Annotated in this window: 19 protein-coding genes; 5 read left to right on the forward strand and 14 right to left on the reverse strand. The window is 67.6% G+C overall.

Annotated features, from left to right (window positions below):
* Nucleotides 1-39 precede the first annotated feature (39 nt).
* The 12 genes from glyA to LOS78_RS21285 all read right to left on the reverse strand — a co-directional run bounded on the left by glyA (nt 40) and on the right by LOS78_RS21285 (nt 15,808).
* Nucleotides 40-1,308: a serine hydroxymethyltransferase gene (gene glyA / locus LOS78_RS21230; protein ID WP_230378992.1), complete on the reverse strand. Its 1,269-nt coding sequence runs from the start codon at nt 1,306-1,308 to the stop codon at nt 40-42.
* Nucleotides 1,309-1,357: 49 nt separating this feature from the next.
* Nucleotides 1,358-4,006: a phosphoenolpyruvate carboxylase gene (locus LOS78_RS21235; protein ID WP_230378643.1), complete on the reverse strand. Its 2,649-nt coding sequence runs from the start codon at nt 4,004-4,006 to the stop codon at nt 1,358-1,360.
* Entirely contained in the window at nt 4,006-4,977 is a 972-nt protein-coding gene (locus LOS78_RS21240; RefSeq protein ID WP_230378644.1) for a D-glycerate dehydrogenase, read from the reverse strand. Before LOS78_RS21240 ends, LOS78_RS21235 begins: the two co-directional genes overlap by 1 nt.
* 9 nt (nt 4,978-4,986) lie before the next feature.
* Entirely contained in the window at nt 4,987-5,877 is an 891-nt protein-coding gene (gene sucD / locus LOS78_RS21245; RefSeq protein ID WP_028717538.1) for a succinate--CoA ligase subunit alpha, read from the reverse strand.
* Nucleotides 5,877-7,073, reverse strand: coding sequence for a malate--CoA ligase subunit beta (locus LOS78_RS21250; protein WP_028717539.1), 1,197 nt, complete (start codon nt 7,071-7,073; stop codon nt 5,877-5,879). Before LOS78_RS21250 ends, sucD begins: the two co-directional genes overlap by 1 nt.
* Before the next feature lie 18 nt (nt 7,074-7,091).
* Complete coding sequence (locus LOS78_RS21255) at nt 7,092-8,333, reverse strand: aminotransferase class V-fold PLP-dependent enzyme (RefSeq protein ID WP_028717540.1); 1,242 nt, start codon at nt 8,331-8,333, stop codon at nt 7,092-7,094.
* 92 nt (nt 8,334-8,425) lie between these two features.
* The gene (locus tag LOS78_RS21260) at nt 8,426-9,691 is read right to left on the reverse strand and encodes a glycerate kinase (RefSeq protein WP_230378645.1); all 1,266 of its coding nucleotides are present in this window, start codon (nt 9,689-9,691) and stop codon (nt 8,426-8,428) included.
* Complete coding sequence (locus LOS78_RS21265; protein ID WP_230378646.1) at nt 9,691-10,671, reverse strand: CoA ester lyase; 981 nt, start codon at nt 10,669-10,671, stop codon at nt 9,691-9,693. Before LOS78_RS21265 ends, LOS78_RS21260 begins: the two co-directional genes overlap by 1 nt.
* Nucleotides 10,672-10,712: 41 nt before the next feature.
* A complete protein-coding gene (folD, locus tag LOS78_RS21270; protein WP_230378647.1) occupies nt 10,713-11,603 on the reverse strand; it encodes a bifunctional methylenetetrahydrofolate dehydrogenase/methenyltetrahydrofolate cyclohydrolase FolD in 891 nt (296 codons plus the stop codon).
* A 99-nt stretch (nt 11,604-11,702) separates the two neighbouring features.
* Nucleotides 11,703-13,379 carry a formate--tetrahydrofolate ligase gene (locus LOS78_RS21275; protein WP_230378648.1) on the reverse strand — a complete coding sequence of 559 codons (1,677 nt, stop codon included), beginning with the start codon at nt 13,377-13,379 and terminating at the stop codon, nt 11,703-11,705.
* 957 nt (nt 13,380-14,336) lie between these two features.
* Nucleotides 14,337-14,486 carry a hypothetical protein gene (locus LOS78_RS21280; RefSeq protein WP_230378649.1) on the reverse strand — a complete coding sequence of 50 codons (150 nt, stop codon included), beginning with the start codon at nt 14,484-14,486 and terminating at the stop codon, nt 14,337-14,339.
* The gene (locus LOS78_RS21285) at nt 14,483-15,808 is read right to left on the reverse strand and encodes an FAD-binding oxidoreductase (protein WP_230378993.1); all 1,326 of its coding nucleotides are present in this window, start codon (nt 15,806-15,808) and stop codon (nt 14,483-14,485) included. The genes LOS78_RS21280 and LOS78_RS21285 overlap by 4 nt, the downstream gene beginning before the upstream one ends.
* 125 nt (nt 15,809-15,933) lie before the next feature.
* Between LOS78_RS21285 and LOS78_RS21290 the strand changes: the two genes are divergently transcribed.
* The 4 genes from LOS78_RS21290 to LOS78_RS21305 all read left to right on the forward strand — a co-directional run bounded on the left by LOS78_RS21290 (nt 15,934) and on the right by LOS78_RS21305 (nt 20,492).
* Nucleotides 15,934-16,833, forward strand: a complete 900-nt coding sequence (locus LOS78_RS21290) for a LysR substrate-binding domain-containing protein (RefSeq protein WP_028717393.1) — start codon at nt 15,934-15,936, stop codon at nt 16,831-16,833.
* A 241-nt stretch (nt 16,834-17,074) separates the two neighbouring features.
* Nucleotides 17,075-18,463, forward strand: a complete 1,389-nt coding sequence (locus tag LOS78_RS21295; protein WP_230378650.1) for a VOC family protein — start codon at nt 17,075-17,077, stop codon at nt 18,461-18,463.
* Nucleotides 18,460-18,957 carry an FAD-binding protein gene (locus LOS78_RS21300; RefSeq protein WP_230378651.1) on the forward strand — a complete coding sequence of 166 codons (498 nt, stop codon included), beginning with the start codon at nt 18,460-18,462 and terminating at the stop codon, nt 18,955-18,957. The genes LOS78_RS21295 and LOS78_RS21300 overlap by 4 nt, the downstream gene beginning before the upstream one ends.
* A 17-nt stretch (nt 18,958-18,974) precedes the next feature.
* Entirely contained in the window at nt 18,975-20,492 is a 1,518-nt protein-coding gene (locus LOS78_RS21305) for an aldehyde dehydrogenase family protein (RefSeq protein WP_230378652.1), read from the forward strand.
* Between the two features lie 790 nt (nt 20,493-21,282).
* Here the strand turns inward: LOS78_RS21305 and LOS78_RS21310 are convergent.
* A complete protein-coding gene (locus tag LOS78_RS21310) occupies nt 21,283-21,744 on the reverse strand; it encodes an Lrp/AsnC family transcriptional regulator (RefSeq protein ID WP_084648155.1) in 462 nt (153 codons plus the stop codon).
* Nucleotides 21,745-21,864: 120 nt separating this feature from the next.
* On the opposite strand from LOS78_RS21310, the gene LOS78_RS21315 reads away from it, so the two are divergent.
* Entirely contained in the window at nt 21,865-22,932 is a 1,068-nt protein-coding gene (locus LOS78_RS21315; protein WP_230378653.1) for a Glu/Leu/Phe/Val dehydrogenase dimerization domain-containing protein, read from the forward strand.
* 606 nt (nt 22,933-23,538) lie between these two features.
* On the opposite strand, the gene LOS78_RS21320 is transcribed toward LOS78_RS21315, so the two are convergent.
* On the reverse strand, nt 23,539-24,777 hold the full coding sequence (locus LOS78_RS21320) for an FAD-binding oxidoreductase (RefSeq protein ID WP_230378654.1): 1,239 nt from the start codon (nt 24,775-24,777) through the stop codon (nt 23,539-23,541).
* Nucleotides 24,778-24,791 lie beyond the last annotated feature (14 nt).

Genomic DNA, 24,791 nt, shown 5'->3' on the forward strand with positions numbered 1-24,791 from the left:
AGAATCCGCCGGCCCCCGGGAGGGCCGGGCGGATGCCATTCAGAGTTCGGGATAAAGCGGGAAACGCGCGCAAAGCGCCTGGACCTCGGCCTTGACCCGCGTTTCGACCGCCGCATTGCCGTCCGGACCGTTCGCGGCCAGCCCGTCCACCACCTCGATGATCCAGCGGGCGATCTGGCGGAATTCCGGCTCTCCGAAGCCGCGGGTGGTGGCGGCCGGGCTGCCCAGGCGGATGCCCGAGGTCACGGTGGGCTTTTCCGGGTCGAAGGGGATGCCGTTCTTGTTGCAGGTGATGTTGGCCCGGCCAAGCGCCTTTTCGGTCTCGTTGCCGGTCACCTTCTTCGGCCGCAGGTCGACCAGCATCACATGGGTGTCGGTGCCGCCGGTGACGATGTCCAGCCCGCCCTCGATCAGGCCCGCCGCCAGGGCTTGCGCGTTCTTCACCACCGCCGCGGCATAGGACTTGAACTCGGGCTCCAGCGCCTCGCCGAAGACCACGGCCTTGGCGGCGATCACATGCATCAGCGGCCCGCCCTGGATGCCCGGGAAGATCGCCGAATTGACCTTCTTGGCGATCTCCTCGGAATTGGTCAGGATCATGCCGCCGCGCGGGCCGCGCAGGGTCTTGTGCGTTGTGGTGGTCACCACATCGGCATGGGGGAAGGGCGAGGGATGCGCGCCGCCGGCGATCAGCCCGGCGATATGGGCCATGTCGACCATCAGATAGGCCCCGACGCTCTCGGCGATCTCGCGGAACCTGCGGAAGTCGATGACCCGCGGAATGGCCGAGCCGCCGGCGACGATCAGTTTCGGCCGATGCTGCCGGGCCAGGTCCGCCACCTGGTCGAAGTCGATCAGGCAATCCTGCCTGCGCACGCCGTATTGCACCGCGTTGAACCATTTGCCGGACTGGTTGGGCGCCGCGCCATGGGTCAGGTGGCCGCCCGAGGCCAGGTTCATGCCCAGGAAGGTGTCGCCGGGCTTCATCAGCGCGGTGAACACGCCCTGATTGGCCTGGCTGCCGGAATTCGGCTGCACATTGGCATATTCGCAGCCGAACAGCCATTTCGCCCGCTGGATCGCCAGATCCTCGACGATATCGACATATTCGCAGCCGCCGTAATAGCGCCGCCCCGGATAGCCCTCGGCATATTTGTTGGTCAGGACCGAGCCCTGCGCCTCGAGCACGGCGGGCGAGACGATGTTTTCCGAGGCGATCAGCTCGATCTCGTCGCGCTGGCGGCCCAGCTCCATGCGGATGGCGCGAAAGATATAGGGATCGCTGTCGGCCAGCGGCCTGGCGGCCATGGTGGTGTTGATCGGTTGGTGGTTCATCTTCCTCTCCCTGTTCTGTGGTTCAGCCGGTCCAGCCCAGGCCGGCGGCTATGCAGTTCATCGTCTGAAGCAGCGGCACCGACAGCTTGCCTGTGGTGCGGCCGCGCAAGTCGCGCAGCAGGTCGACCTGCAGCGCATGGATGTCGTTCATCGGGGCGCGGACCCGCTCGAACCGGTCGCGCATCATGGGGAACCGCTCGGCCAGCAGCGCCTCGCCGGTCAGCCAGAGCAGCGCCCGTTCGCTGCGGCGGTATTCGGCCTGCACCGCGCCCAGGATCGCGTCGCGCAGCCCGGCATCCTCGACCAGCGAGGCATAGCGGGCGGCGATCCGCATATCCGCCTGGAACAGCGATTTCTCGACCTCGTCCACGATCAGCTGGAACAGCGCCGAGCCGCGCAGCATGCGCCGCAGCAGGGCCTCGCCCTCGGCCCCGCGCACCTTGCGGAAGCTGTCGATGGCGGTGCCGAAGCCGTACCAGCCGGTGATCAGGTGGCGGTTCTGCGACCAGGCGAAGACCCAGGGGATCGCCCGCAGGTCGTCAAGCGACTTGGCCCCGAAGCGGCGGGCCGGGCGCGAGCCGATCTTCAGCATCGCCAGCTCCTCGACCGGGCTGGCCTGCTGGAAATAGCTTACGAAGCCGGGCTGGCCCAGCAGGGTAGCATAGGCGGTCTGCGACATGCCCGCCAGGCCTTCCAGCGCATCGTCGAATTCCGGCGTCGCCGCGGTCCGCGCCGGCGCCGGCGCCGCGCTGTGCAGCAGCACCGCCGAGGTCAGCACCTCGAGCGTGTTCAGCGCCGTGCCGCGGTTCGCGTATTTCGACGACACCACCTCGCCCTGTTCGGTGATCCGCATCCGGCCCGAGACCGTGCCGGGCGGCTGCGCCGCGATGGCGCGCTCGGTCGGGGCGCCGCCGCGGCTGACCGAGCCGCCGCGGCCGTGGAAGAAGGCCGGGCGCATCCCGTGGCCGGCCAGGGCGCGGGATATGCTGCGCTGCGCCCGCTCCAGTTCCCAGGTCGAGCTGACGAAGCCGCCGTCCTTGTTGCTGTCGGAATAGCCCAGCATCACCTCGAACCGGTTGCCGCCGCGCGCCTTCAGGCTGCGGCGCGCCAGCGGCACCTGCAGCAGCTCGGACAGGATCGCGGGCGCGGCGCGCAAATCGGCGATGGTCTCGAACAGCGGCACCACGCGCAGGTCCAGGGTCTCGGCGCCGAAACCGGCATGGCGGGCCAGCAGATAGACACCGAGCAGATCGTCGGTCGAGCGCGTCATGGACAGGATGAACGGGCCGAGCGCATCGCGGTCCACGCCCTCGCCCATGTCGTGCATCAAGCGCAGCAGCGCCAGCAGTTCCTGACCGGCCTCGCTCAGTCGGGCGGGATCGACCTCTGGCAGCGCCGGGCTGGACAGGTCGGCGCGCAGCCGCTCCGACCAGGCGCATGAGCCGTATTGCGGCGCGGGGCCGCCGTCGCCGGCCCAGATCTCGGCCAGCACTGCGGTCGTCACCGTCGAGTTCTGGCGGATGTCCAGCGTCGCGGTGCGAAAGCCGAAGGTCTGCGCCTGCCAGCGGATCGGGCGGACATGGCGATGCGCCAGATGCGCGGCGCCGATGGCGTGCAACCCGTCCTCGACCACCTTCAGGTCGGCGATGAAGTCGCTCAGGAAGCGATAGCCGCCAGTCTGGTCGCGCAGCGCCCGGATCTGGTTGCCGATGACCGTCAGCGCCTGGCGGAAGACCTCGCCCGGGTTGCGGCTGCGGCATTCGGGGCGCTCGGCGATCAGGGCGTCCAGCGCGATGCCCTCGGCCCCCGGAACGGCGACGATGGAGGAACTGATGCTGATGCGGGCCCCGGCCTCGCGCAGCCCGTCCAGATAGCGGTCGAGGATCGCCTGCCGGTTGCGGGCCAGCGCGTCGCTGGTCGCTTTGGTCGTCGCGTTGGGATTGCCGTCCCGGTCGCCGCCGATCCAGCTGTGAAAGCGGATCTCGGGCAGGGTGCCGGGGTCGAAGCCGGCGGCCAGATAGCGGTCATAGAGCAGCGGCACCGCGTCATAGATGCTGTCGCGAAAGAATTGCAGCCCCCATTCGATCTCATCCGACAGCCGCGGGCGTTCCAGACGCAGCTCGCCGGTCATCCAGAGCAGGTCGATCTCGCTGCGCAGGTCGTCGGTCAGCTGCGCCCGTTCCCGAGGCGTCCAGCGTTGCGTCTCCAGCGCCACGAGATTGCGATAGATGCGGCGATGGATTTCCAGCACGGTGACGCGCTTGGCCTCGGTCGGGTGCGCGGTGAGCGTCGGCCCCACGCAGATGCCGTCCTCTGCGCCGCTGGCGCCGATCCGGGCCGCGGCGCCCAGCTCGGCCCGCGCCTTGGCGAAGCTGCCGGGCACGGTCGCCGGGCCCGACTCGGTCTCGGCTTGCCGCCGCTCGCGCATGGCCACGTTCTCGTCGGCGATGCGCAGCAGCTGGAACCAGATGTTCAGCGCCTGAAGATAGGGCACCGCCGCATTGTCGCGGGGGATCGCGACCGGCGCAGCGGAATCGAGGCTGGCGGCCACCTGCGGCGCGCGGCGCAGAAGCACCTCGCGCCAAAGCTGGCGCAGCGTGCGCCTCAGCGTCTCGGCATAGGCATCGGCGCCGCCGTCCGGTCCGGGCTGGAAGTCCCGCGCGCGTGCCATCAGTTCACACGGTCGCGCGGTTCGCGGCCCTCGAAAAAGGCCACGAGGTTCTCCATCACCCGCAGGCCCATGGCGTCGCGCGTCTCGCGCGTGGCGGAACCCAGATGCGGCAGCATGACCAGGTTGTCGGCGCCCAGCAGCGCATAGGGGATGTCCGGCTCGCCCTCGAACACGTCCAGCCCGGCGCCGCCGATGGTGCCGAACCACAACGCCTGCGCCAGCGCGTGCTGGTCGATCACCTCGCCGCGGGCGGTGTTGATCAGGCAGCCGTCCGGCTTCATCAGCCCCAGGCGGCTCGCGTCGATCAGGTGGTGGTTCTCGGCCCCGCCCGGGCAGTGCAGAGATACGAAATCGCAGCGCGGCAGCAATTCGTCGATGGTGCCGACCTGCTCGGCACCGAACTCGGCCAGGGTCTCGGGGGCGACGGCGGGGATGTTCTGCACCACGATCTTCATGCCGAAGCCGAAATGCGCGCGCCGCGCCATGGCCTGCCCGATCCGGCCGAAGCCGACGATGCCCAGCGTCGCGCCCGAAACCTTCTTGCCGATCATGTGGGTCGGGCGCCAGCCGGTCCATTTGCCGGCGCGCAATTCCCGCTCGCCCTCGCCGGCGCGGCGCGCGACCATCAGAAGCAGGGTCATGGCAAGGTCGGCGGTGCATTCGGACAGCACGTCGGGCGTGTTGGTGACGGTGATCCCGCGGGCGCTGGCGGCGGCCAGGTCGATATGGCTGAAGCCGACGCCGAAATTGCCGAGGATCTTCGTGCGCGGGCTTGCCACGTCGAAGACAGGGGCCGACAGCCGGTCGGTCACCGTGGGAAGCACCGCGTCGTAATCGCGGAGCGCGGCTTTCAGCTGGTCGGCGTCCAGCGGCAGATCGTCCCGGCTGACGGTGAGGTCGAAGACCTCACCCAGCCGCGCTTCGATCGCCTCGGGCCACCGTCGGGTCAGAAGTACCTTGGGCTGTGCCATCTCGACCTCTCAGGCAAACTGTTTCATCGACCGGGCGATGGTCTCGCCGATCATCGAGGGATGTTCGGCGACGGTGACCCCGGCGGCGGTCAGGATCTCGACCTTTTCGCTGGCGCTTTCGCCGAAGGCCGAGATGATGGCGCCGGCATGGCCCATGGTGCGGCCCTTGGGCGCGGTCAGCCCGGCGATATAGGCGACCACCGGTTTCTTCATGTGGTCGCGGATATAGCCGGCCGCATCCGCCTCTTGCGGGCCGCCGATCTCGCCGATCAGGCAGACCAGTTCGGTCTGGTCGTCCTGCTCGAAGGCCATCAGGATGTCCTTGAAGGACGAGCCGTTGATCGGGTCGCCGCCGATCCCGACCGAGGTCGAGACGCCGATGCCCAGATCCTTCAGCTGCTGCGCCGCCTCATAGCCCAGCGTGCCGGACCGCCCGACGATGCCCACGTTGCCCGGCAGATAGATATGGCCCGGCATGATGCCCAGCAGCGCTTTGCCGGGGCTGATGGTGCCGGCGCAGTTCGGCCCGGTCAGCACCATGCGGCTTTCCCGGGGATAGCGATACATGTAGCGCTTGACCCGGATCATGTCCTGGGCCGGAATGCCGTCGGTCACGCAGACGCAATAGCCGATGCCGGCATCCGCCGCCTCCATGATCGAATCCGCGGCAAAGGGCGGCGGCACGATCACCAGGCTGGCATTGGCCCCGGTCGCCGCCACCGCCTGCTTGACGGTGTCGAAGACCGGCACGCCCTGCACCGTCTCGCCGCCCTTGCCGGGCACGACGCCGCCCACGACATTGGTGCCGTAGTCGATCATCTCCTTGGTGTGGAACTGCGCAAGACGCCCGGTAATGCCCTGAACGATCACGCGGCTTTCATTGTCCAGATAGATGCTCATCAGATCGCCTCCGCCTTTTCCAGATTGGTTGCCCCGTCCGTCAGGGCGTTCACCGCCTTCTGCGCCGCGTCCATCAGGGATTTGGCGGCAATGACCGGCAGGCCGGATTGCTCGAGGATCCTGCGGCCCTCCTCGACATTGGTGCCGGCAAGGCGCACCACGACCGGCACCTCGACCGGGTTGGCGGTCAGGGCCTGGACCACGCCCTCGGCCACCCAGTCGCAGCGGTTGATGCCGGCGAAGATGTTGACCAGCACGGCGCGGACGTTCTTGTCCGACATGACCAGCCGGAACGCCTTGGCCACCCGCTCGGGCGTGGCGCCGCCGCCGATGTCGAGGAAGTTCGCGGGTTCGCCCCCGGCCAGCTTGATGGTGTCCATGGTCGCCATGGCAAGGCCGGCGCCGTTGACGATGCAGCCGATGTTCCCGTCCAGCCCGACATAGGACAGGCCACGGTCGGCGGCGCGGGATTCGCGCGGGTCCTCCTGCGACTTGTCGCGCAGCTCGCTGATCTGCGGATGGCGGAACAGCGCATTGTCGTCGAAGGTCATCTTCGCATCCAGCGCCAGGATGCGGTTGTCGCCGGTGACCACCAGCGGGTTGATCTCCACCATGGTGGCGTCGAGGTCGCGGAAGGCGCGATAGCAGCCGGTCAGCGTGCGGACCATCTGCTGGACCAGCGGGGCGGGGATGCCAAGCGCGAAGGCGATCTCGCGCGCCTGGAACTCGCGCAGTCCCACCGCCGGCTCGACGGCCGAGCGGACGATTGTCTCGGGCTTCTGGGCCGAGATGTCCTCGATATCCATGCCGCCCTCGGACGAGGCGACGATCATCACCCGCTGCGAGCCGCGGTCGAGGACGAAGCCCAGATAGATCTCGCGCGCGATGGGCACCGCGCCCTCGACATAGACGCGATAGATGCCCTTGCCCTCGGGCCCGGTCTGATGCGTGACCAGCTTGCGGCCGAACATGGCCTCGCAGGCCTCCATGATCTCGTGATCGCTGTCGCAAAGCTTGACGCCGCCGGCCTTGCCGCGGCCCCCCGCATGCACCTGCGCCTTGACGATCCAGCGGTCGCCGCCCAGTTCGCGGGCGCGATAGGCCGCCTGTTCGGGGCTGTAGGCCAGCGCGCCGGGCGGAATGGCGACGCCGAAGCTCGCCAGGATTTCCTTGGCCTGGTATTCGTGAATATCCATCTGACAATCCTCCCTGGATTAGGCGTCGGCGTGGTCGTAATGGGCGCTCAGCACCGCCCGGACCCTGGCCATGTCGATATTCGCCCCCAGGTCCGCCATGGCATCGGCGAAGCGGGTGACGATCTCGGTGATCGCGGGTTCGGAAAGCTGGTTGAGGATGCCGATGCGGACCTGCACGGGTTCCGAAAGCGTCGGCCAGATGCCGAAGCCCTCGGCGCGGCAGTTCTGCACCAGTTCCATCTCGCGTCCCGCCAGCGGCCCGGGCAGGTTCAGCACCACCAGGCTGGTCATGTTCGAGGTGACCTCGCAGCCCATGGCCTCGACCGCCGCGCGCAGGGCCTTTTCGTGGAAGGCATAGTCCTGGGCCCGCTTGGCGCGGCCGATCTGCAGGATGATGCGCAGCGCCTCGTGAAAGGCCGCCACCGCATAGCCGGAATGGGTGCGGTGATAGACGCCCTTCTCGACATCCTGGCCGTTGACGATCGCCCAGTGCCGCGCCTCGAGGATCGGGTGATGCGCATAGGTGTGGCAGCCGTTCTCGCGCAGCTCGGCGATATAGCGGTCGCTGAAGCTGACCGGCGCATAGGTCAGCGGCAGGCACAGCACGCCCTTCTGCGGGCAGGAGGCCCAGCCGACCACGCCGGGATAGTCGTCGATCGAGAAATCCGCGATGCCCAGCGACGAGACCGCATCGACCAGCCCCAGCGCGCCGTGCCGCTGACAGGCGTCCGAGAAGCCGCGCAGGTCGTTGATCCGGCCCGCGCCGGTTTCCCAATGCGCCATGAAGGCCCATTTCGGCTTGTGGCGGGCCAGCGCCGCCTCGATCACCTCGGCCGAGACGGATTGGCCATGCGGCACCTCGACCGTAGTGACCGAGGCGGGCTGCGGGTTCAGGGAATCCGCCCGCAATTCCTCGCGGGTCGAGGCCTTCATGCGGATCGACAGCCCGTCGATGCCCGAGAAGGTGCCGTTGGTGAAGACCACGACGCTGTCGCCGGGCAGGATCGCGCTCAGCATGCAGTCGAGCCCGGAAAAGCCGGTGCCGGCGACGCCGAAGGTGTGGATATTGCCGGTGCCCCAGACCTCGCGCAGCATGATCTTGCATTCGATCATCCCCCGCAGGACGTCGGCCTGCATGTGGTCGGCCAGTCCCGACTGGCAAAAGCGTTGCAGCACCCGCGCATCGGTATTGCCCGGGCCAGGCCCGGCGGCCAGCGTCTCGGGGATTTCGAGGGGCGGGAAAATGATCGTGTCCTTCATCGCGTCAACCTTTCGGAAAGAATGTTTGCCTGGGTGCCGTTGCGGGCGCGGCTGGACGGGGCCGGATGGTTCTTCACGGTTTCCTCCTTGGTTCAGGGGCAGAGCAGCAGGATCTGGACATCGGCGACATTGGTCCCGGTCGCTCCGGTCAGCAGCAGATCGCCCGCGGCCTTCAGCGCCACGTGGCTGTCGTTGTTGGCCAGCAGCGCCGCGCCGTCGCGGCCGGCGGCGCGGATGCGGGCGGCGGTGCCCGCGTCCACGATGCCGCCGGCGGCGTCGGTCGGGCCGTCGCGGCCATCGGTGCCGCCGGACAGGAAGACCCAGTCCCGGCCAAGGGCCGGCATCGTCAGGGCCACGCGCAGCGCCAGTTCCTGGTTGCGCCCCCCCAGCCCGGTTCCGACGACATTCACCACCGTCTCGCCGCCGAAGATCAGGCAGGCCGGCCGCCCGCGCGGCGCGTCCTGCGCCGCCGCGACGATGCGTGCCGCGGCCTCGGCCACCGCACCCACCAGCGCGTCGCAAAGGATCGCCGGGTTCAGGTCCGCCGCCGCCGCGGAAATCGCCTCCAGGCTCTTGCGGTTCGAGCCGATCAGGTGGTTCCGCGCCTCGGGCAGGGCCGCAGCGGGACCGGACGCCTGGCCGCGGCCCAGATGCGCCCGGACCTCTTCGGGCAGCAGCAGCCACAGGCCCCGCGCCTCGATCAGCGACCGGGCCTCTTCGATACTGCCGATCGGCGCCACGGTCGGCCCCGAGGCCACCACCGCAAGGTCGTCGCCGATCACGTCCGACAGGATATAGGCCGTCACCGGCGCCGGCGCGGCGAAATGCAGCATGCCGCCGCCCTTCAGCCGCGACAGCTGCTGGCGCACGAGGTTGGCGGCGCGGATGTCAAAGCCGCGCTCCAGCAGCAGCCGGCCGACCGCGACCTCGTCTGCCAGCGTCAGGTCGCCCGCCGGCGCCGGCAGCATGGCCGAACCGCCGCCGGAGATCAGCGCGATCACCCGGTCCTGCGCCCCCGCCGCGCCCAGCAGGGCGATCACCGCCTTGGCCGCCGCGGCGCCGTCCTGGTCCGGGACCGGGTGGCCGGCGGCCATGACCATGGCGCCGGGCAGGGGCCGCCGGTTCTCGCGATTGGTTACCACCAGCGCCTGCACCGGCGCCGGTTCCAGCGCGTCCAGCATGGCCCCGGCCATCGCGGTCGCCGCCTTGCCGACCGCGACGACGATATAGCGGCCATTCGCGCCCAGGTCCGGCACCGGATGCTGCCGCAGCGCGGCGCGCAGGGCTTGCGCCGGGTCGGCGGCCGCGCAGGCCGCCCGGAACAGCGTCTCGGCCCGGGATCTGAGCGCGGCGGACATCACGCGGCGCCGGCGATCTGCCGGGCCTTCTCGACCAGAACCTCGGCCTGGCGGATCGAGGCATAGTCGATCAGCCGCCCGTCCAGCGAGACGGCGCCCTTGCCTTCGGCCTCGGCCTCGGCCATCGCCGTCAGGATGCGCTGCGCCTTGGTGACCTCGGCGTCCGAGGGGCTCATCACCTCGTTGGCCAGCGCGATCTGGCTGGGGTGGATGGCCCATTTCCCCTCGCAGCCCAGCACGGCGGCGCGATAGGCGGCGGCCAGATAGCCCTCGCGGTCGCTGAAATCGCCGAAGGGCCCGTCGATGGGACGCAAGCCGTTGGCCCGCGCCGCGACGACCATCTTGGCGATGGCATAATGCCACATGTCGCCCCAGTGGCGCTGGCGGCCGCCATGCTCGTCGGGATCGGTCAGGACGGCGTAATCGGGGTTCACGCCGCCGATGATCGTGGTGCGCGCGCGGGTCGAGGCGGCATAATCCGCCACGCCGAAATGCAGGCTCTCGTTGCGTTTCGAGGCGGCGGCGATGGCGCTGACATTCTGCATCCCCAGGGCCGTCTCGATGATATGCTCGAAACCGATGCGCTTCTTCAGGCCCTTCGCGTCCTCGATCTGCGTGACGAGCATGTCCACCGCATAGACATCGGCGGCGGTGCCGACCTTGGGGATCATGATCAGGTCCAGCCGCTCGCCGGCCTGTTCGACCACGTCCACGACGTCGCGATACATGTAATGCGTATCCAGGCCGTTGATGCGCACCGACATGGTCTTGCTGCCCCAGTCGATCTCGTTCAGCGCCCGGATGATGTTCCGGCGCGCTTCGGCCTTTTCATCCGGGGCGACCGCGTCCTCGAGGTCCAGGAAGATGACGTCGGCCTCGGATTCGGCGGCCTTCTGGAACATCTGCGGGGCGCTGCCGGGCACGGCAAGCTCGCTTCGGTTCAACCGCGCGGGGGCCTGTTCGATGACGTGAAAGCTCATATCGGGTTCCTTCTTCCTTCGGTTCCAGTTCGCCGCCCCCGTCAGGAGGTCAGCCCTTCCGGTTCGGGCAGGCCATGTGCCCGCGAGCAGGCGGTGACGGTATTGGCCAGCAGGCAGGCGATGGTCATCGGCCCCACACCGCCCGGCACCGGGGTGACGGCGCCCGCGACCGCCGCGGCGCTGTCGAAATCGACGTCGCCGACCAGCCGGGTCTTGCCCTCGTTCTCGATGCGGTTGATGCCGACGTCGATCACCGTGGCGCCGGGCTTGACCCAGTCGCCGGGGATCATCCGCGGCCGGCCGACAGCCGCGACCAGGATGTCGGCGTTGCGGCAGACCGCGGCCAGGTTCTTCGTGCGACTATGGGCGATGGTCACCGTGCAGCTGTCACCCAACAGCAGCTGCGCCATCGGCTTGCCGACGATGTTCGAGCGGCCCACGATGACCGCGTTCAGCCCCGAGAGCGAGCCGTGATGCTCGCGCAGCATCAGCAGGCAGCCCAGCGGCGTGCAGGGCACCATGGATTTCTGCCCCGTCCCCAGCAGCCCGACATTCGAGATATGGAAGCCGTCCACGTCCTTCGCCGGGTCGATGGCGTTGATCACCACGTCCGGGTCCAGATGCGCCGGCAGCGGCAGCTGCACCAGGATGCCATGCACCTCGGGATCGTTGTTCAGCTGCTCGATCAGCGCCAGCAGGTCCGCTTCCGAAGTATCGGCATCCAGCCGGTGCTCCCAGGAGTTCATCCCCGCTTCCAGCGTCGCCTTGCCCTTGGAACGGACATAGACCTCGCTGGCCGGGTCCTCGCCCACCAGCACGACTGCCAGTCCCGGGGTGATGCCGGCTTCCGCCTTCAGCCGTTCCACGGTCCCGGCCACCCGGTCCCGGACCGTTGCCGCAAAGGCCTTGCCGTCGATGATCTTGGCATTCATTGTCTTCGCTTCCTGATAATGCGCCCGGTCCTGCGGCAGCCCTGGGCCACCGCCGCCGCAGCGTCGTTGGGTCGCTTGGTCGGGCGACGGGCCGGGCGGTCAGAACAGACCTTCGACCTCGCGCGCCCCGTTCAGTCCGATCACCTCGGCCGTGGGCTTCCGAGGCAATCCGGGCATGGTCATGATCTCGCCGCAGATGACGACGACGAAACCGGCGCCGGCGGCCAGCCGCACCTCGCGGATCGGCACGGAATGGCCCTCGGGCGCGCCGCGCAGATTGGGGTCGGTGGTGAAGCTGTACTGGGTCTTGGCCATGCAGATCGGCAGATGGCCGTAGCCCTGGCCTTCCCATTCCTTCAACTGGTTGCGGATCGCGGTATCGGCCAGCACCTCGTCGGCATAGTAGATGCGCTTGGCGATGGTCTCGATCTTGGCGAACAGCGGCAGGTCGTCGGGATAGAGCGGGGCGAATTCCGCGCCGCCCGCCTCGGCGATCTGCACGACCTTCTGCGCCAGATCGACCGCGCCCTCCGAGCCCTCGGCCCAGTGCCTGCACAGGATCGCCTCGACCCCGCGCGCCCTGGCATAATCCTGCAGCGCCCGGATCTCGGCCTCGGTATCGCCGGCGAAATGGTTGACCGCGACGACCACCGGCACGCCGAAGGATTTCATGTTGGCGATATGGCGGCCCAGATTGGCGCAGCCCTTGCGCAGCGCCTCGACATTCTCGGCCGCCAGGTCCGCCTTGGCGACGCCGCCGTTCATCTTGAGCGCGCGCACCGTGGCGACGATCACCGCCACGTCCGGCTTCAGCCCGGCCTTGCGGCATTTGATGTCGAAGAACTTCTCGGCCCCCAGATCGGCGCCGAAGCCGGCCTCGGTCACCACGTAATCGGCCAGTTTCAGCGCCGTGGCGGTGGCGATCACCGAATTGCAGCCATGGGCGATATTGGCGAAGGGCCCGCCATGGACGAAGGCCGGGTTGTTTTCCAGCGTCTGCACCAGGTTGGGCTGCATCGCGTCCTTCAGCAGCACGGTCATCGCGCCGTCCGCCTTGATGTCGCGGCAATAGACCGGCGTCTTGTCGCGCCGATAGGCGACGATCATGTCGCCCAGCCGCCGCCCGAGATCGTCGAGATCGGTCGCCAGGCACAGGATCGCCATGACCTCGGAGGCGACGGTGATGTCGAAGCCGGTCTCGCGCGGGAAACCGTTGGTCACGCCGCCCAGCGAACAGGTGATCTGCCGCAGCGCGCGGTCGTTCATGTCCAGCACGCGCCGCCAGACCACGCGGCGCAGGTCGATCTGCTGCTCGTTCCCCCAATAGATGTGGTTGTCGATCATCGCCGACAGCAGGTTGTGGGCGCTGGTGATGGCGTGGAAATCGCCGGTGAAATGCAGGTTCATGTCCTCCATCGGGATCACCTGCGCATGGCCGCCGCCCGCCGCGCCGCCCTTCATGCCGAAATTCGGCCCCAGGCTCGCCTCGCGGATGCAGATGCAGGCGCGATGGCCGATGCGGTTCAGCGCGTCGCCCAGGCCGACGGTGGTGGTGGTCTTGCCCTCGCCGGCCGGGGTCGGATTGATCGCCGTGACCAGCACCAGCTTGCCCGAGGGCCGGTCGGCCAGCCGGTCGATGAATTGCTGGCTGACCTTGGCCTTGTCGTGGCCATAGGGCAGCAGGTCCTCGACCGCGATGCCGAGCTTTGCCGCGACCTCCCCGATCGGCAGCTTGGTCGCCTTCGAGGCGATTTCTGAGTCAGTCTTGTATGCCATGCTGGTGTACTTGATGCTGAAGGTTGCGCCGAAACGATCACCCGCAAGCCGGCTTTGCCGGCCTGCCCGGTCGGTTTCGTCAGATGCCGGAGATCCTGTGCGGCGCTGCGCGCTACGGCACGAGCCGCCGTCAGGTCATCCGGCCGCGATGCAGTTCAAAGCCCTGGATGGGGCAGCACCGGGCATCGTTCACCAAGGCGACCAGTGTCCTGCTGGGCGCCTGTGACCTGCCGGTCACCTGGTGCCGCTGATTGTCGCCATGTCGGCATGCTGCAATGACGCATCATTTCCTCCCTTCCCCTAGCTGCCGGTGTCCGCACACAGCGTTCCCGACGAAGCCCCCCAATTGCAGGAACGATATATTGCGTCTGGCTGTCAATATTTTATTGTTTTATATCAATGAGTTGACTGGTCACTTTGTCTGTTCTCCGCGACGCGACCGTTCGATATGCGGACATTCTGACCATGGGCAGACGGATGGGGCGGTCAAACTGGTACATTCTGTCCAAATCGCCCCTTTTCGATTGGCAGGATCGACCCGCCGTTCCATCCTGGAAAAAGGGCTCGGTGCTGCTCCGAAGGACGAATCACCCGTTCCGTCCTGATTGACTTGGCCCGGTGCTGAAAAATCGACGAGCTGCAACCCGGAAGCCGGGCCTTGGTGGAGCGGGATGACATTCGCGCCGGATTGATCCGCCGGGGATCGCGCGGCGCACGCGCTAGGGACAAACCTCCATAGCCGGCACATGATTGCGGCCAGCGCGATTCCGGCCGGAAAGTCCTCGGAACATCTGTCGTATGGGATTGCGACGGGACGCCCCTCCGCGCGATACGGACGACGCGCTCACCTCCGAGGCGACCAGGCGGGGGGAGTCGTGCTCAACCGCTTCACGGCTCTTGGCACCCGTCACGGAGGCGGTGGGACCAGTCCGTCCGAGGAAAGGGGAAGTCCGATCATCATCTGATTTGTGCAGCAGAGCCATGCAGGATGACCGGCGACGATGTCGCGACCCTGCGCCTTCGCACGGCGGCCTTCTCGGTCTGGTGGACGATTTCCGAGATTGCCAGATCGGCGATGCGCGGCGCGCGGATGAAGCCGGTCGTCATCGGGCGCCTTTTTCGGAAGAAACGGCTTTGAGGAGGGTGTTGCGGCCGGCCTCGGCCAGGTGAACCGCCTGGGCGCCGGCTTCATAAAACACCTGCTGCAACGCGCGCCAGGCGACGGGGGCAGGGCGGGTGACGGGCAGGGGCAGGTCGGATTCGGCAATCTCGCCGGCCAGCAGGGCGGCCATGCATTGCCCGAAGACGGTGCCCGGTGCGATGCCGCGGCCGTTATAGCCGCAGAAGGCGAGGACGCCGTCGTCCAGCCGGTGAAAGCGCGGCAGGTTGTCCGACGTCATGCCGATGCTGCCGAACCATTCCTGTTCAAAACGGACCGGCCCGATCTGCGGATAAAGGCGGCGCAGCGCGGTCCTGGCCCAAGCCCGGTGCACTACCGCGCCGCCGTTCCTCAGCGCACCGACCGAGCCGAAGATCAGCCGGTTCATCCTGTCGAAGCGATAGGACAGCAGCACGTCCCTGGTGTCCCAGACACCCTGACGGCCCGGCACGATGGTCCGTGCCATATCCTCGGGCAGGGGTGTCGTCGCCATGTTGAAATAGGGCAGGACGACCTGCTCGCGGGCGATGTCCGTCATCACGAAGCGAGTATACATGTCGGTCGCCACGACGATCCGACCCGCCTTGACCCTGCCCTTCGGGGTGCGCAGCAGCCAGCCATTGCCGCTGCGTTCCAGCGCAATGGCCGGCGTGCCGGTATGGATCGCCGCGCCCTTGGCGATGGCGGCCCGCGCAAGCCCGCGCGCATAGGCCAGAGGCTGGATGGTTCCCGCCCGTCGATCCAGCAAGGCGCCTTCGAAGGCATGGGTGCCCAGCATCTGGGCGGCCTCCTCCCTGCCCAGAAGCTCGACCGGGGCGCCGCGCTTCTGCCATTGCCGGGCGCGTTCGGCCAGTTCGTCGAATCCCTTGCGCCCCGCACCGGCATGCAGCGTGCCGACCGGCGTGGCCTCGCAATCGATGCCGTAGCGGCGTGCGATATCCCAGACCTTCGCCGGCCCCCCGCCCAGCAGATCCAGAAGCCGGTTGCCATGATCCGGCCCCAGCGTGGCGATCAGGTCTTCGGGCATCACCCACATGCCGGCATTGACCAGCCCGACATTGCGGCCCGAGCCGCCAAAGCCGATCTGCTCGGCCTCGACGACGATGCAGCCGATGCCGCGTTCGCCCAGATGCAGCGCGGTGGAAAGGCCGGTATAGCCGCCGCCGATGATCGCCACATCGGTCATCACCTCGCCCTCAAGCGCGTGGGTCGGCGGCGGGGCTGGTGCGGTTTTTTCCCACAGGCCGTGCGAGCGCGGATCGTTGAGCATCATTCCTCCCGTTTTGTCCTGAAGGCCGGTGTGGGCAGGGCCGGTTTTTTTCATCTTTATTCAGGGGTCGGGCGCCATTACGCTAGCAAGCGTTTTGCATGACATCATACCGTGGAGTCATAGCCATCCTCTCTGCCCGCCGCTTCCTTCCGTCGTTGCCATTGCTTGCGGCGTTCGATGCCGCCGCCCGAACCGGCTCGATCACCCGCGCGGCCGATGAGCTGTCGCTGACGCAATCCGCGGTCTCGCGGCAGATCAAGGCCCTGGAAGGGCAGCTGGGGGTCGAGCTGTTCGTCCGTGAGAAGCAGAAGATACGCCTGACCCTGGGCGGCATGGTCTATGCGCGGGAAATCCGCGATGCGCTGGCCAGGATCTCGAACGCTTCGCTGAACCTGCGGGCCAACCCGTCCGGCGGCTCGCTGACGCTGGGTGTGCCGCCGACATTCGGCGCGCGCTGGCTGACGCCGCGATTGCCGCGATTCGTCGCGCGCCACCCCGAGGTGATGCTGAACGTCCTCAGCCGGCCGACGAAGTTCGACTTCAGCCAGGACATCATCGACGCCGCCATCTATTTCGGCCCGCCGCAATGGACCGGCGCCAGGATGGTGGCGCTGCGCGCCGAAGTCACCGTGCCGGTCTGCGCGCCGCAGATGATGGAGCGTTTCCGGTTTCGCGAGCCCCACGACATCCGCTTGGCGCCGCTGCTGCATCTGACCACCAGGCCGGATGCGTGGGAATGCTGGTTGCGTCATTACGGGGTGGATGATCAGGCGGTTTACGGCATGCTGTTCGATCAGTTCACGACGCTGTTCGAAGCGGCGGCGGCGGGTCTCGGTATCGCCTTGCTGCCCCGATTCATGTTCGAAGATGAGCTGCGCAAGGGCCGCATCGTCGAGGCGCTGCCCTTGGCCTTGGAAAGCGTGGAAGCCTATCATCTGTGCTGGCCCGAGGATCGCGGCACGCATCACCCTCTGATCCTGTTTCGCGACTGGCTGATGGAAGAAACGGCCGCTGATCGTCCGTAAGGGTCCGCGGGCGATCATGCCGATCGGACATGCGTTCAGATCGGTTCCCTGATTATTCGGCAAGGGTCCTGCTGCGTCGCTGGTCTGCGATTTCAGCAGCATGATCCGCCTTGTCGAACGCGCCCCGGATGGCAGGCCCGGATCAGAGTCATTCCCGGCTGGCATGATGTCAGCCCCAATCAACGAAGGCCGCGCCGGATCGCTCGTGCTATCCAAGGCACCACAGAGAAAGGAGCGTCCCATGAGCGCCGGCATCCATATCAGCCCCGACACGATCCGCAGCCGCTTTTCGGCGGCCATGTCCGCCATGTATCGCGACGAGGTGCCCGCCTATGGCACGCTGATGGACCTGGTGGCCGGGGTGAATGACGAAACCCTTGCCGCGGACCCGGCCGAACGTGCGCGACTTGAGGAGGTCGACGACCTTGCCCGCATTTCCGAGGAACGCCACGGCGCCATCCGGCTTGGCACCGCCGAGGAACTGCACATCATGCGGCGGCTGTTTGCCGTGATGGGGATGCATCCGGTCGGCTATTACGATCTGTCCGAGGCGGGCGTGCCGGTCCATTCCACCGCCTTCCGCCCGGTCGGGGCCGAGGCGCTGAAGCGCAATCCGTTCCGCGTCTTTACCTCGCTGCTGCGGCTGGACCTGATCGAGGATGACGCCCTGCGGGCCGAGGCGGCGCGGCTTCTGTCAGGACGCCGGATTTTCACGCGAGGCTGCCTGGACCTGATCGAGCATGCTGAAGCCCAGGGCGGTCTGACCGATGCCGAAGCCGGGCGTTTCGTGACCGAGGCGCTGGAAACCTTCCGCTGGCAGCCGCACGCGAATGTCGGCCATGACATGTATCGCCGGCTGCATGACGCCCATCGGCTGATCGCCGATGTGGTGTCCTTCAAGGGGCCGCATATCAACCACCTGACCCCGCGGACGCTGGACATCGACAAGGTGCAGGCCCGGATGCCTGCCCGCGGCATCACGCCCAAGGCCGTGGTCGAAGGCCCGCCCACGCGCAAATGCCCGATCCTGCTGCGCCAGACCTCGTTCAAGGCGCTGGAAGAGCCGGTCCTGTTCCGCGCGGGCGAGGATTGGCAGGAAGGCTCGCACACCGCCCGCTTTGGCGAGATCGAACAGCGCGGCGTGGCGCTGACCCCCAAGGGGCGGGCACTTTACGACCGCCTGCTGAGCCAGACCCGCCGGCGTTGGCGCCCGGCGGCGGACGGCTCGAATGCATCCGAATACATGGCCGCACTGACCGAGGCCTTTGCCGCTTTCCCCGACGATTGGGCAAGCCTGCGCGCCGAAGGTCTGGCCTATTTCACCTATGCGCCGACCGAAAAGGGTCTGGCCGCAGGGGCAGGGGGGAAGGATCTCGAAACGCTGATCGCGCAAGGCGCGCTGCGTTACGATCCGATCATCTATGAGGATTTCCTGCCCGTCAGCGCCGCCGGAATCTTCCAGTCGAACCTGGGCGATGATGCGGCGCAGGATTTCGCGGCCAGCCCCAGCCAGCGGCGGTTCGAAGCCGATCTGGGGGCAGCCGTTCTGAACGAGTTCGATCATTACGCCGCCGTCCAGTGCGCTTCGCTGGACGCAAGCCTCAAGGCGCTGGACGGACTTGCCGCATGAGCGTGACGGCCCTGGACGAGTTGCACGCCTTGCTGGGGCCGCGCGGCATGCTGACCGCGCCGGATCAGATGCTGTCCTACGAGACCGGCGCGCGCTATGATCGCGGCCATGTGCTGGCGGTGCTGCGGCCCGCCGGCACGGAGGACGTGTCCCGCGCGCTGAAAATCTGCGCGCGGGATGGGCTGCATGTCGTCGCACAGGCGGGCAATACCGGGCTCGTTTCCGGCTCGACCCCCGATGACAGCGGCCGGCAGGTCGTGCTGAGCGTGGAGCGGGTGATCGCCACCGATCCGGCGCAGGAGGCGCAGCTGCGCGACTGGGTGATCGAGGTGACCCGCCGCGAATTTGGCGGCAGCTTCAGCGCCGAACATGCCCTCGGCCGCAAGAACCAGCACTGGTATGACCTTTACACGCCCGAGCCGCAGCGCCGCCTTGCAAATGCCCTGCCTGGGCAGACGGCGCCCGCCGGGCTCGGCGTGGTGAAATTCGGATGACAGAAGAGGAAGAACCCATGTCCCAATCCATCGCCGCCCGCACGACCGACTTGCTGACCCGCCTTGGCGTGGCGTCCGATGCCTGTACCGGCGGCACCCTGGCCAGTTTTTCGCCGGTCACGGGCGAGGAGGTCGCCCGGCTGAAGGCCCACAGCGCCGAGGATACGCAGCAGGCCATCGCCAGCGCCCGCGCGGCCTTCGAGGCATGGCGCACCGTCCCCGCCCCGCGTCGGGGCGAACTGGTTCGCCTGCTGGGCGAGGAACTGCGCGCCGCCAAGGATGATCTGGGCCAGCTCGTATCCATCGAGGCGGGCAAGATCCCGTCCGAGGGCCTGGGCGAGGTGCAGGAGATGATCGACATCTGCGACTTTGCCGTGGGCCTCTCCCGGCAGCTTTACGGCCTGACCATCGCCTCGGAACGTCCCGGCCACCGGATGATGGAGACATGGCACCCGCTTGGCGTCGTCGGCGTCATCTCGGCCTTCAACTTCCCGGTCGCGGTCTGGTCGTGGAATGCCGCGCTGGCGCTGGTCTGCGGCAATGCCGTGGTCTGGAAGCCTTCGGAAAAAACCCCGCTGACGGCACTGGCCACCCAGGCCATCTTCGAGCGCGCGCTGAAACGCTTCGGCGATGCGCCGAAGGGCCTCAGCCATGTGCTGATCGGCGGCCCCGACATCGGCGCGGCTCTGGTCGCCAGCCATGACGTGCCGCTGATCTCGGCCACCGGTTCGACCCGCATGGGCCGGATCGTCGGTCCGAAGGTTGCGGAACGCTTTGGCCGCTCGATCCTGGAACTGGGCGGCAACAATGCCGGCATCGTCTGCCCCTCGGCCGACCTGGACATGGCGCTGCGCGCGATTGCCTTCGGCGCGATGGGCACGGCCGGCCAGCGCTGCACGACGTTGCGCCGGCTGTTCGTCCATGAATCGGTCTACGACAGGCTGGTGCCCCGGCTGATCAAGGCTTATCGCTCGGTCAGCATCGGCAACCCGCTGGACAGCGGCGCGCTGGTCGGCCCGCTGGTGGATCGCCAAGCCTTCGAGGCGATGCAGAATGCGCTGGAGGCCGCACAGGCCGCCGGCGGGACGGTGCATGGCGGCGAGCGCGTGCCGGTCGGGCCCGATACCGCCTTCTACGCCCGTCCGGCACTGGTCGAGATGCCCGAACAGACCGGGCCGGTGCTGGAGGAAACCTTCGCCCCGATCCTCTATGTGATGAAATACAGCGATCTGGCCGAGGCGATCCGCCTGCATAACGCGGTGGGGGCGGGTCTTTCGTCGTCGATCTTCACGCTGGATCTGCGCGAGGCCGAAACCTTCGTATCGGCCGCAGGTTCGGATTGCGGCATCGCGAATGTCAATATCGGCACTTCGGGCGCCGAGATCGGCGGGGCGTTTGGCGGCGAGAAAGAGACCGGCGGCGGGCGCGAAAGCGGATCGGACGCCTGGAAGGGCTATATGCGCCGCCAGACCAATACCATCAACTACTCGACCGCATTGCCGCTGGCGCAGGGCGTCGTCTTCGACATCGAATGAGGCGGTGCGCCGTTTGGGGAAAGGGTGTGGGCCGCCTGTGGAGCCGGTCCATCCTCTGGCGCCGGGCTGGAGATGATCCGGCCGGCCGTTGCCGAATTGGAAAGGATCGTGACCGTGATCTTTGCCAATGCCGGGCCGAGGCCGGCCCGACCGCGACCGGCCGGAACGGTAAAGGCCGGGACGCAATTCGCGCTCGGCTCAGTCACTAGGCTTTTCATCGCCCGCGTCATCTGCCAGCTGGCGGAAAGGGGCGGGCTGATCCGCTGTTCCGGACCCTTCCCGAGGTCGCGGCACTGGAGAGCGGCGACGCGATCACGCTTCGCCATCAGTCCGGCCTGTGCAACCTGTCGAGCCGGTCGAGGGTATTGGCGAGCTGATCGGCAAGCCGGCGGCGCGGCCAGAGGTCCTGCCCTCGGGCGCCGATGGCGACGAACTGCGGACGATCGCGCCCCGGCGCCTGCCTGTGCTGGCCCAGCGACTTGCCGGGCGGGATATGGCACCGCCACGCTGGCGAAGATCATGGGCGGCAATCGTGAACGCATCGCGCGGCAGGTCTGGAAGACGGGCTGAGCAGAAGGTTTCGATCATTCCGGGGCCGAGGAACGGCTCAGCAAACCTGATCGAGACATTGCAACCGGGCCTTGCGGCGTGAACTGGCCATGACCAGCCGGACGGGCCGCCGGATATGCTGTTGATCATGCCCGAAAGGTCGCGGGAGGTGCCTTGTCGCAACCACCCCGGGGCAACCTATCGCACCCCCGTTCCGGCGAAGGCGGCGGGTGTCACGCCGTCAGGGAATGCGCGGCCGGTCGATGAATTTGCGCAGCGCGAAATGCGTGCGCACGCTGCGCACCCCGGCGATCTTCAGCAGCTTGCCCTGAAGGAAATCCTGGTAATCCTCCAGGCTGCCGACGACGACTTCCAGCAGGAAGTCCTGCGAGCCGGTCATCAGCATGCCGGCCACGACCTCGTCGAATTGCGCGACCTGCTGCTGCACCAGCTCGATCTCGTCGCCGTCCTGCCGCTCCAGCTCGACCGAGACGAAGGCGGTGATCCCGAAACCGGCGGATTTGTGGTCGATGCGGGCGGCATAGCCGGCGATCACGCCGCCCTCTTCCAGCCGTTGCAGCCGCCGCTTGCAGGGCGTGGCCGAGAGGCCGACCCGCTCGGCCAGCTCGACGACGGGAATCCGGCCCTCCTGACCAAGGACGCGCAATATCCGGCGGTCGATCGAATCAATGGTGATATTCACGCAAATTCCCCGGAATAAGAGCGATAGTCACCCAAGTTTGCGTTATTAACCCTCCATATAGGAGAGTTTCACCGGAGAAAAGCGTTATAATCGTCCAGAGATCAAGCCGAGGAGGAAATCATGGCACTTGTGATCACGGATGAAACGCCGCCGGCGGGCTATGAACGGCTTGTCCATGCCGAAGATGCCGAAAGCGGGCTCGACGCCTTCATCTGCATTCATTCCACCGCTTGCGGTCCCGCGGCGGGCGGGTGCCGGATGTGGAACTATGCCTCGCGTGACGATGCACGCCGCGATGTGCTGCGGCTGGCGGAAGGGATGACCTGCAAGAACGCCATCGCCGACCTGGGCCTTGGCGGCGGCAAGTCGGTGATCATCGGCAATTCGCGCACCGACAAGTCGGAGGCGCTGTTGCGTGCCTTCGGCCGTGCCGTCGACAGCCTGGGCGGGATTTACTACACCGCCGAGGATGTCGGGATCACGCCCGAGGACATGGCCATCGTGGCCAGCGAAACCCCCTATGCGGTCGGGCTGAACAGCGGCGCCCATGCCAGCGGCGATCCGTCGCCCTTCACCGCCGAAGGCGTGTTTCAATGTCTCCGGGTCGGGGCCGAGCAGGTCTTCGGCAGCGCCGATCTGACCGGAAAGCGGGTCTTGGTGCAGGGGCTGGGCCATGTCGGCATGGCGCTGGCCGAAAAGCTGCATGCGGCCGGGGCCGCGCTCATCGTGTCCGATCTGAACCAGGATGCGGTAAAGCGTGCGCAGACCGATCTGGGCGCAGAGATCTGCAGCCCGGATGACGTGTTTTCCCAGCAGATGGATATTTTCGCGCCCTGCGCCCTGGGCGGCATCCTGACCGCCGAGACGGTCGCGCGACTGACCGCGAAGGTCGTCTGCGGGGCGGCGAACAACCAGCTTGCCACCCCGGGCATCGCCGGGCATCTGCGGGCCCGCGGCATCAGCTATCTGCCCGACTACGTCGTCAACGGCGGCGGCATCATCAGCGTCGCGGGCGAGATACACCGCCGCGGCGAAAACTATCGCCGCGAACGGCTTGCGGGCATCGCCGAGCGCATCCGCCGCATCCTCGCGCTGAGCCAGAGCAGCGGCAAGACCACCACCGAGGTCGCAAGCGATATGGTCGCGGATATTCTGGCACAGGCGTCCTCCCGCCGGGTCCTGGCCTGATCCTCGGGACAGCGGGCCCCGCGCCATCCCCGGAAAGCTGGGGGGTGGTGCCGCCGCTTCTCTCGACGCCAGAGCTTTTCGCGGCTGCGGGGCGAATTGCCGAGCTTTCGCCTGATGGCGATCCCGTTGTCGCCGGGCCGGCGTTTGCGCATCTGCCAAGGCTGGCGCGCAACCAGCGCCTCGACCTTGGCAGTGTCCTGGGCATCCGTGGCACCACGGATCCGGTTGCGCAGGGATCGTCCGGGCCGAGCTGACGGAACGCGCCGGATTTTCCGCTGGCCGAGACGGCGCTGGACGGTCCTGTCACCTTGCCCTCGCCTGCTGTCGGACTGGATTCTTGCCAAGGTGTTCTCGCAGCCACGCCTGCGCATCGAGGGAGCGGAAGGGGCCAGGGCGGTCATGGGGATGAGGGATGCGGTCGGAAGGGGCGCGCCGGATTTCGGATATGCCCAGTTCACGCATGCATCGGACAATATCGCCATGCCAAGCGGCCGGTTCTCCTTCTTGCTGAGTTTTCAGCTGTAAACGGCCTTTCCGCCTTGCAGCGGCCTGCCGGCGCGTCTGACCCGTCACGTGAATGTCGGCCCGGGCGGCGATCTGCTTCCGTCAGAACCCATACCTTGCCGGCAGAAACGGTTCCGGCGCTGCCGGAGGCGGTTCGTTCGACATCAGCGCCGCCAGGTGACGGCCGCTGGCGGGGCCGAGCGTCAGGCCCTGGTGGCCGTGGCCGAAATTGACCCATAGCCGGGGAAGCCTTGCGGATTCCCCGATCAGCGGAAGCATGTCGGGCAGGCAGGGCCGGGTCCCCGTCCATGGCCGGATCTCATCGGCCAGCCCGATGTCCAGGATACCGCGCGCCGCCGCCTCGGCGCGGGCCAGTTGCGCGTAGTCCGGCGGAAGGTGCAGTCGGGCAAGATGCGCGCCGGTGGTGATCCGCAGCCCCTGCTCGATCGGAGTGGCGACATAGCCGTGGTCGGTGTCCAGCATCGGGACGTGCAGCGGAACCGGCGCCGCATAGTGGCGATGGTAGCCGCGCTTGTAGACCATCGGGACGCGGATGCCCAGCCCGGCCAGCAATCGCGGCGTCCACGGACCGGCGGCAAGCACAAGATGCGGCGCCGACCAGCCGCGTCCCCATGCCTTGGCGTTCCAGCCGGTGGCGGTTGCCCGGATCGCGGTCACTTCGGCCCGGACGATCCGTCCGCCTCGGGCGACGAAAACCGCCGCATAGGCCGTGGTCAGGCGACCGGGATCGTTGACGCTCCACGGGTCCAGCCAGTGGACGGCGCCAGCACCGGGGTCCGCGATGGCCGGCTCCGCCGCTTGCAGCGCCGCCGCATCCATGATCGCCAGGTTCAGGCCGTGACGCGCGGCCATCTCCTCGCTGCGGCGGGCGGCGGCCTCGAACAGCCGCGGATCGCGAAAATATTCGCGGTATCCGCTGCGGCGGATCAAGCTCTCCGCGCCGGAGGCGTCGACGAAATCCCGATGGGCCGCCAGCGAGGTCCGGATCAGGCTCTCATAGGCCGCAGACAGGACGGCATGGCGCGCCGCGGTCGAGTGCAATCCGTAGCGGAGCAGTGCGCCGGCCTGCAATGCCAGCTCGCGCCATCGCGCGCGGACATCGTTCCTGCGGCCCAGAAGCACCCCCAGCAGGAAGCCCGGCCCCAGCGGCATGGCATAGGGCGCCACGGCCTCGCGCTGCAGGATGCCGGCATTGCCGAAGCTGGTTTCGCTGCCCGGCTCCTTGCGGTCGATGACGGTGACGGTCCAGCCGCGCTCCTGCAGCGCCAGGGCGGTCGAGACGCCGACGATGCCGGCGCCGATGACAAGGGCTTCCTTCATTGCGGATAACGGCC

The sequence above is a fragment of the Paracoccus sp. MA genome (assembly GCF_020990385.1).
GTDB lineage: Bacteria > Pseudomonadota > Alphaproteobacteria > Rhodobacterales > Rhodobacteraceae > Paracoccus.

Coding starts and splice junctions, on each gene's coding strand:
- glyA (WP_230378992.1), bottom strand. CDS start 1,308: ATGGCCGCCAGGCCGCTGGCCGACAGCGATCCCTATATCTTTCGCGCC.
- LOS78_RS21235 (WP_230378643.1), bottom strand. CDS start 4,006: ATGGCACGCGCGCGGGACTTCCAGCCCGGACCGGACGGCGGCGCCGAT.
- LOS78_RS21240 (WP_230378644.1), bottom strand. CDS start 4,977: ATGGCACAGCCCAAGGTACTTCTGACCCGACGGTGGCCCGAGGCGATC.
- sucD (WP_028717538.1), bottom strand. CDS start 5,877: ATGAGCATCTATCTGGACAATGAAAGCCGCGTGATCGTTCAGGGCATT.
- LOS78_RS21250 (WP_028717539.1), bottom strand. CDS start 7,073: ATGGATATTCACGAATACCAGGCCAAGGAAATCCTGGCGAGCTTCGGC.
- LOS78_RS21255 (WP_028717540.1), bottom strand. CDS start 8,333: ATGAAGGACACGATCATTTTCCCGCCCCTCGAAATCCCCGAGACGCTG.
- LOS78_RS21260 (WP_230378645.1), bottom strand. CDS start 9,691: ATGTCCGCCGCGCTCAGATCCCGGGCCGAGACGCTGTTCCGGGCGGCC.
- LOS78_RS21265 (WP_230378646.1), bottom strand. CDS start 10,671: ATGAGCTTTCACGTCATCGAACAGGCCCCCGCGCGGTTGAACCGAAGC.
- folD (WP_230378647.1), bottom strand. CDS start 11,603: ATGAATGCCAAGATCATCGACGGCAAGGCCTTTGCGGCAACGGTCCGG.
- LOS78_RS21275 (WP_230378648.1), bottom strand. CDS start 13,379: ATGGCATACAAGACTGACTCAGAAATCGCCTCGAAGGCGACCAAGCTG.
- LOS78_RS21280 (WP_230378649.1), bottom strand. CDS start 14,486: ATGACGACCGGCTTCATCCGCGCGCCGCGCATCGCCGATCTGGCAATC.
- LOS78_RS21285 (WP_230378993.1), bottom strand. CDS start 15,808: ATGCTCAACGATCCGCGCTCGCACGGCCTGTGGGAAAAAACCGCACCA.
- LOS78_RS21295 (WP_230378650.1), top strand. CDS start 17,075: ATGAGCGCCGGCATCCATATCAGCCCCGACACGATCCGCAGCCGCTTT.
- LOS78_RS21300 (WP_230378651.1), top strand. CDS start 18,460: ATGAGCGTGACGGCCCTGGACGAGTTGCACGCCTTGCTGGGGCCGCGC.
- LOS78_RS21305 (WP_230378652.1), top strand. CDS start 18,975: ATGTCCCAATCCATCGCCGCCCGCACGACCGACTTGCTGACCCGCCTT.
- LOS78_RS21315 (WP_230378653.1), top strand. CDS start 21,865: ATGGCACTTGTGATCACGGATGAAACGCCGCCGGCGGGCTATGAACGG.
- LOS78_RS21320 (WP_230378654.1), bottom strand. CDS start 24,777: ATGAAGGAAGCCCTTGTCATCGGCGCCGGCATCGTCGGCGTCTCGACC.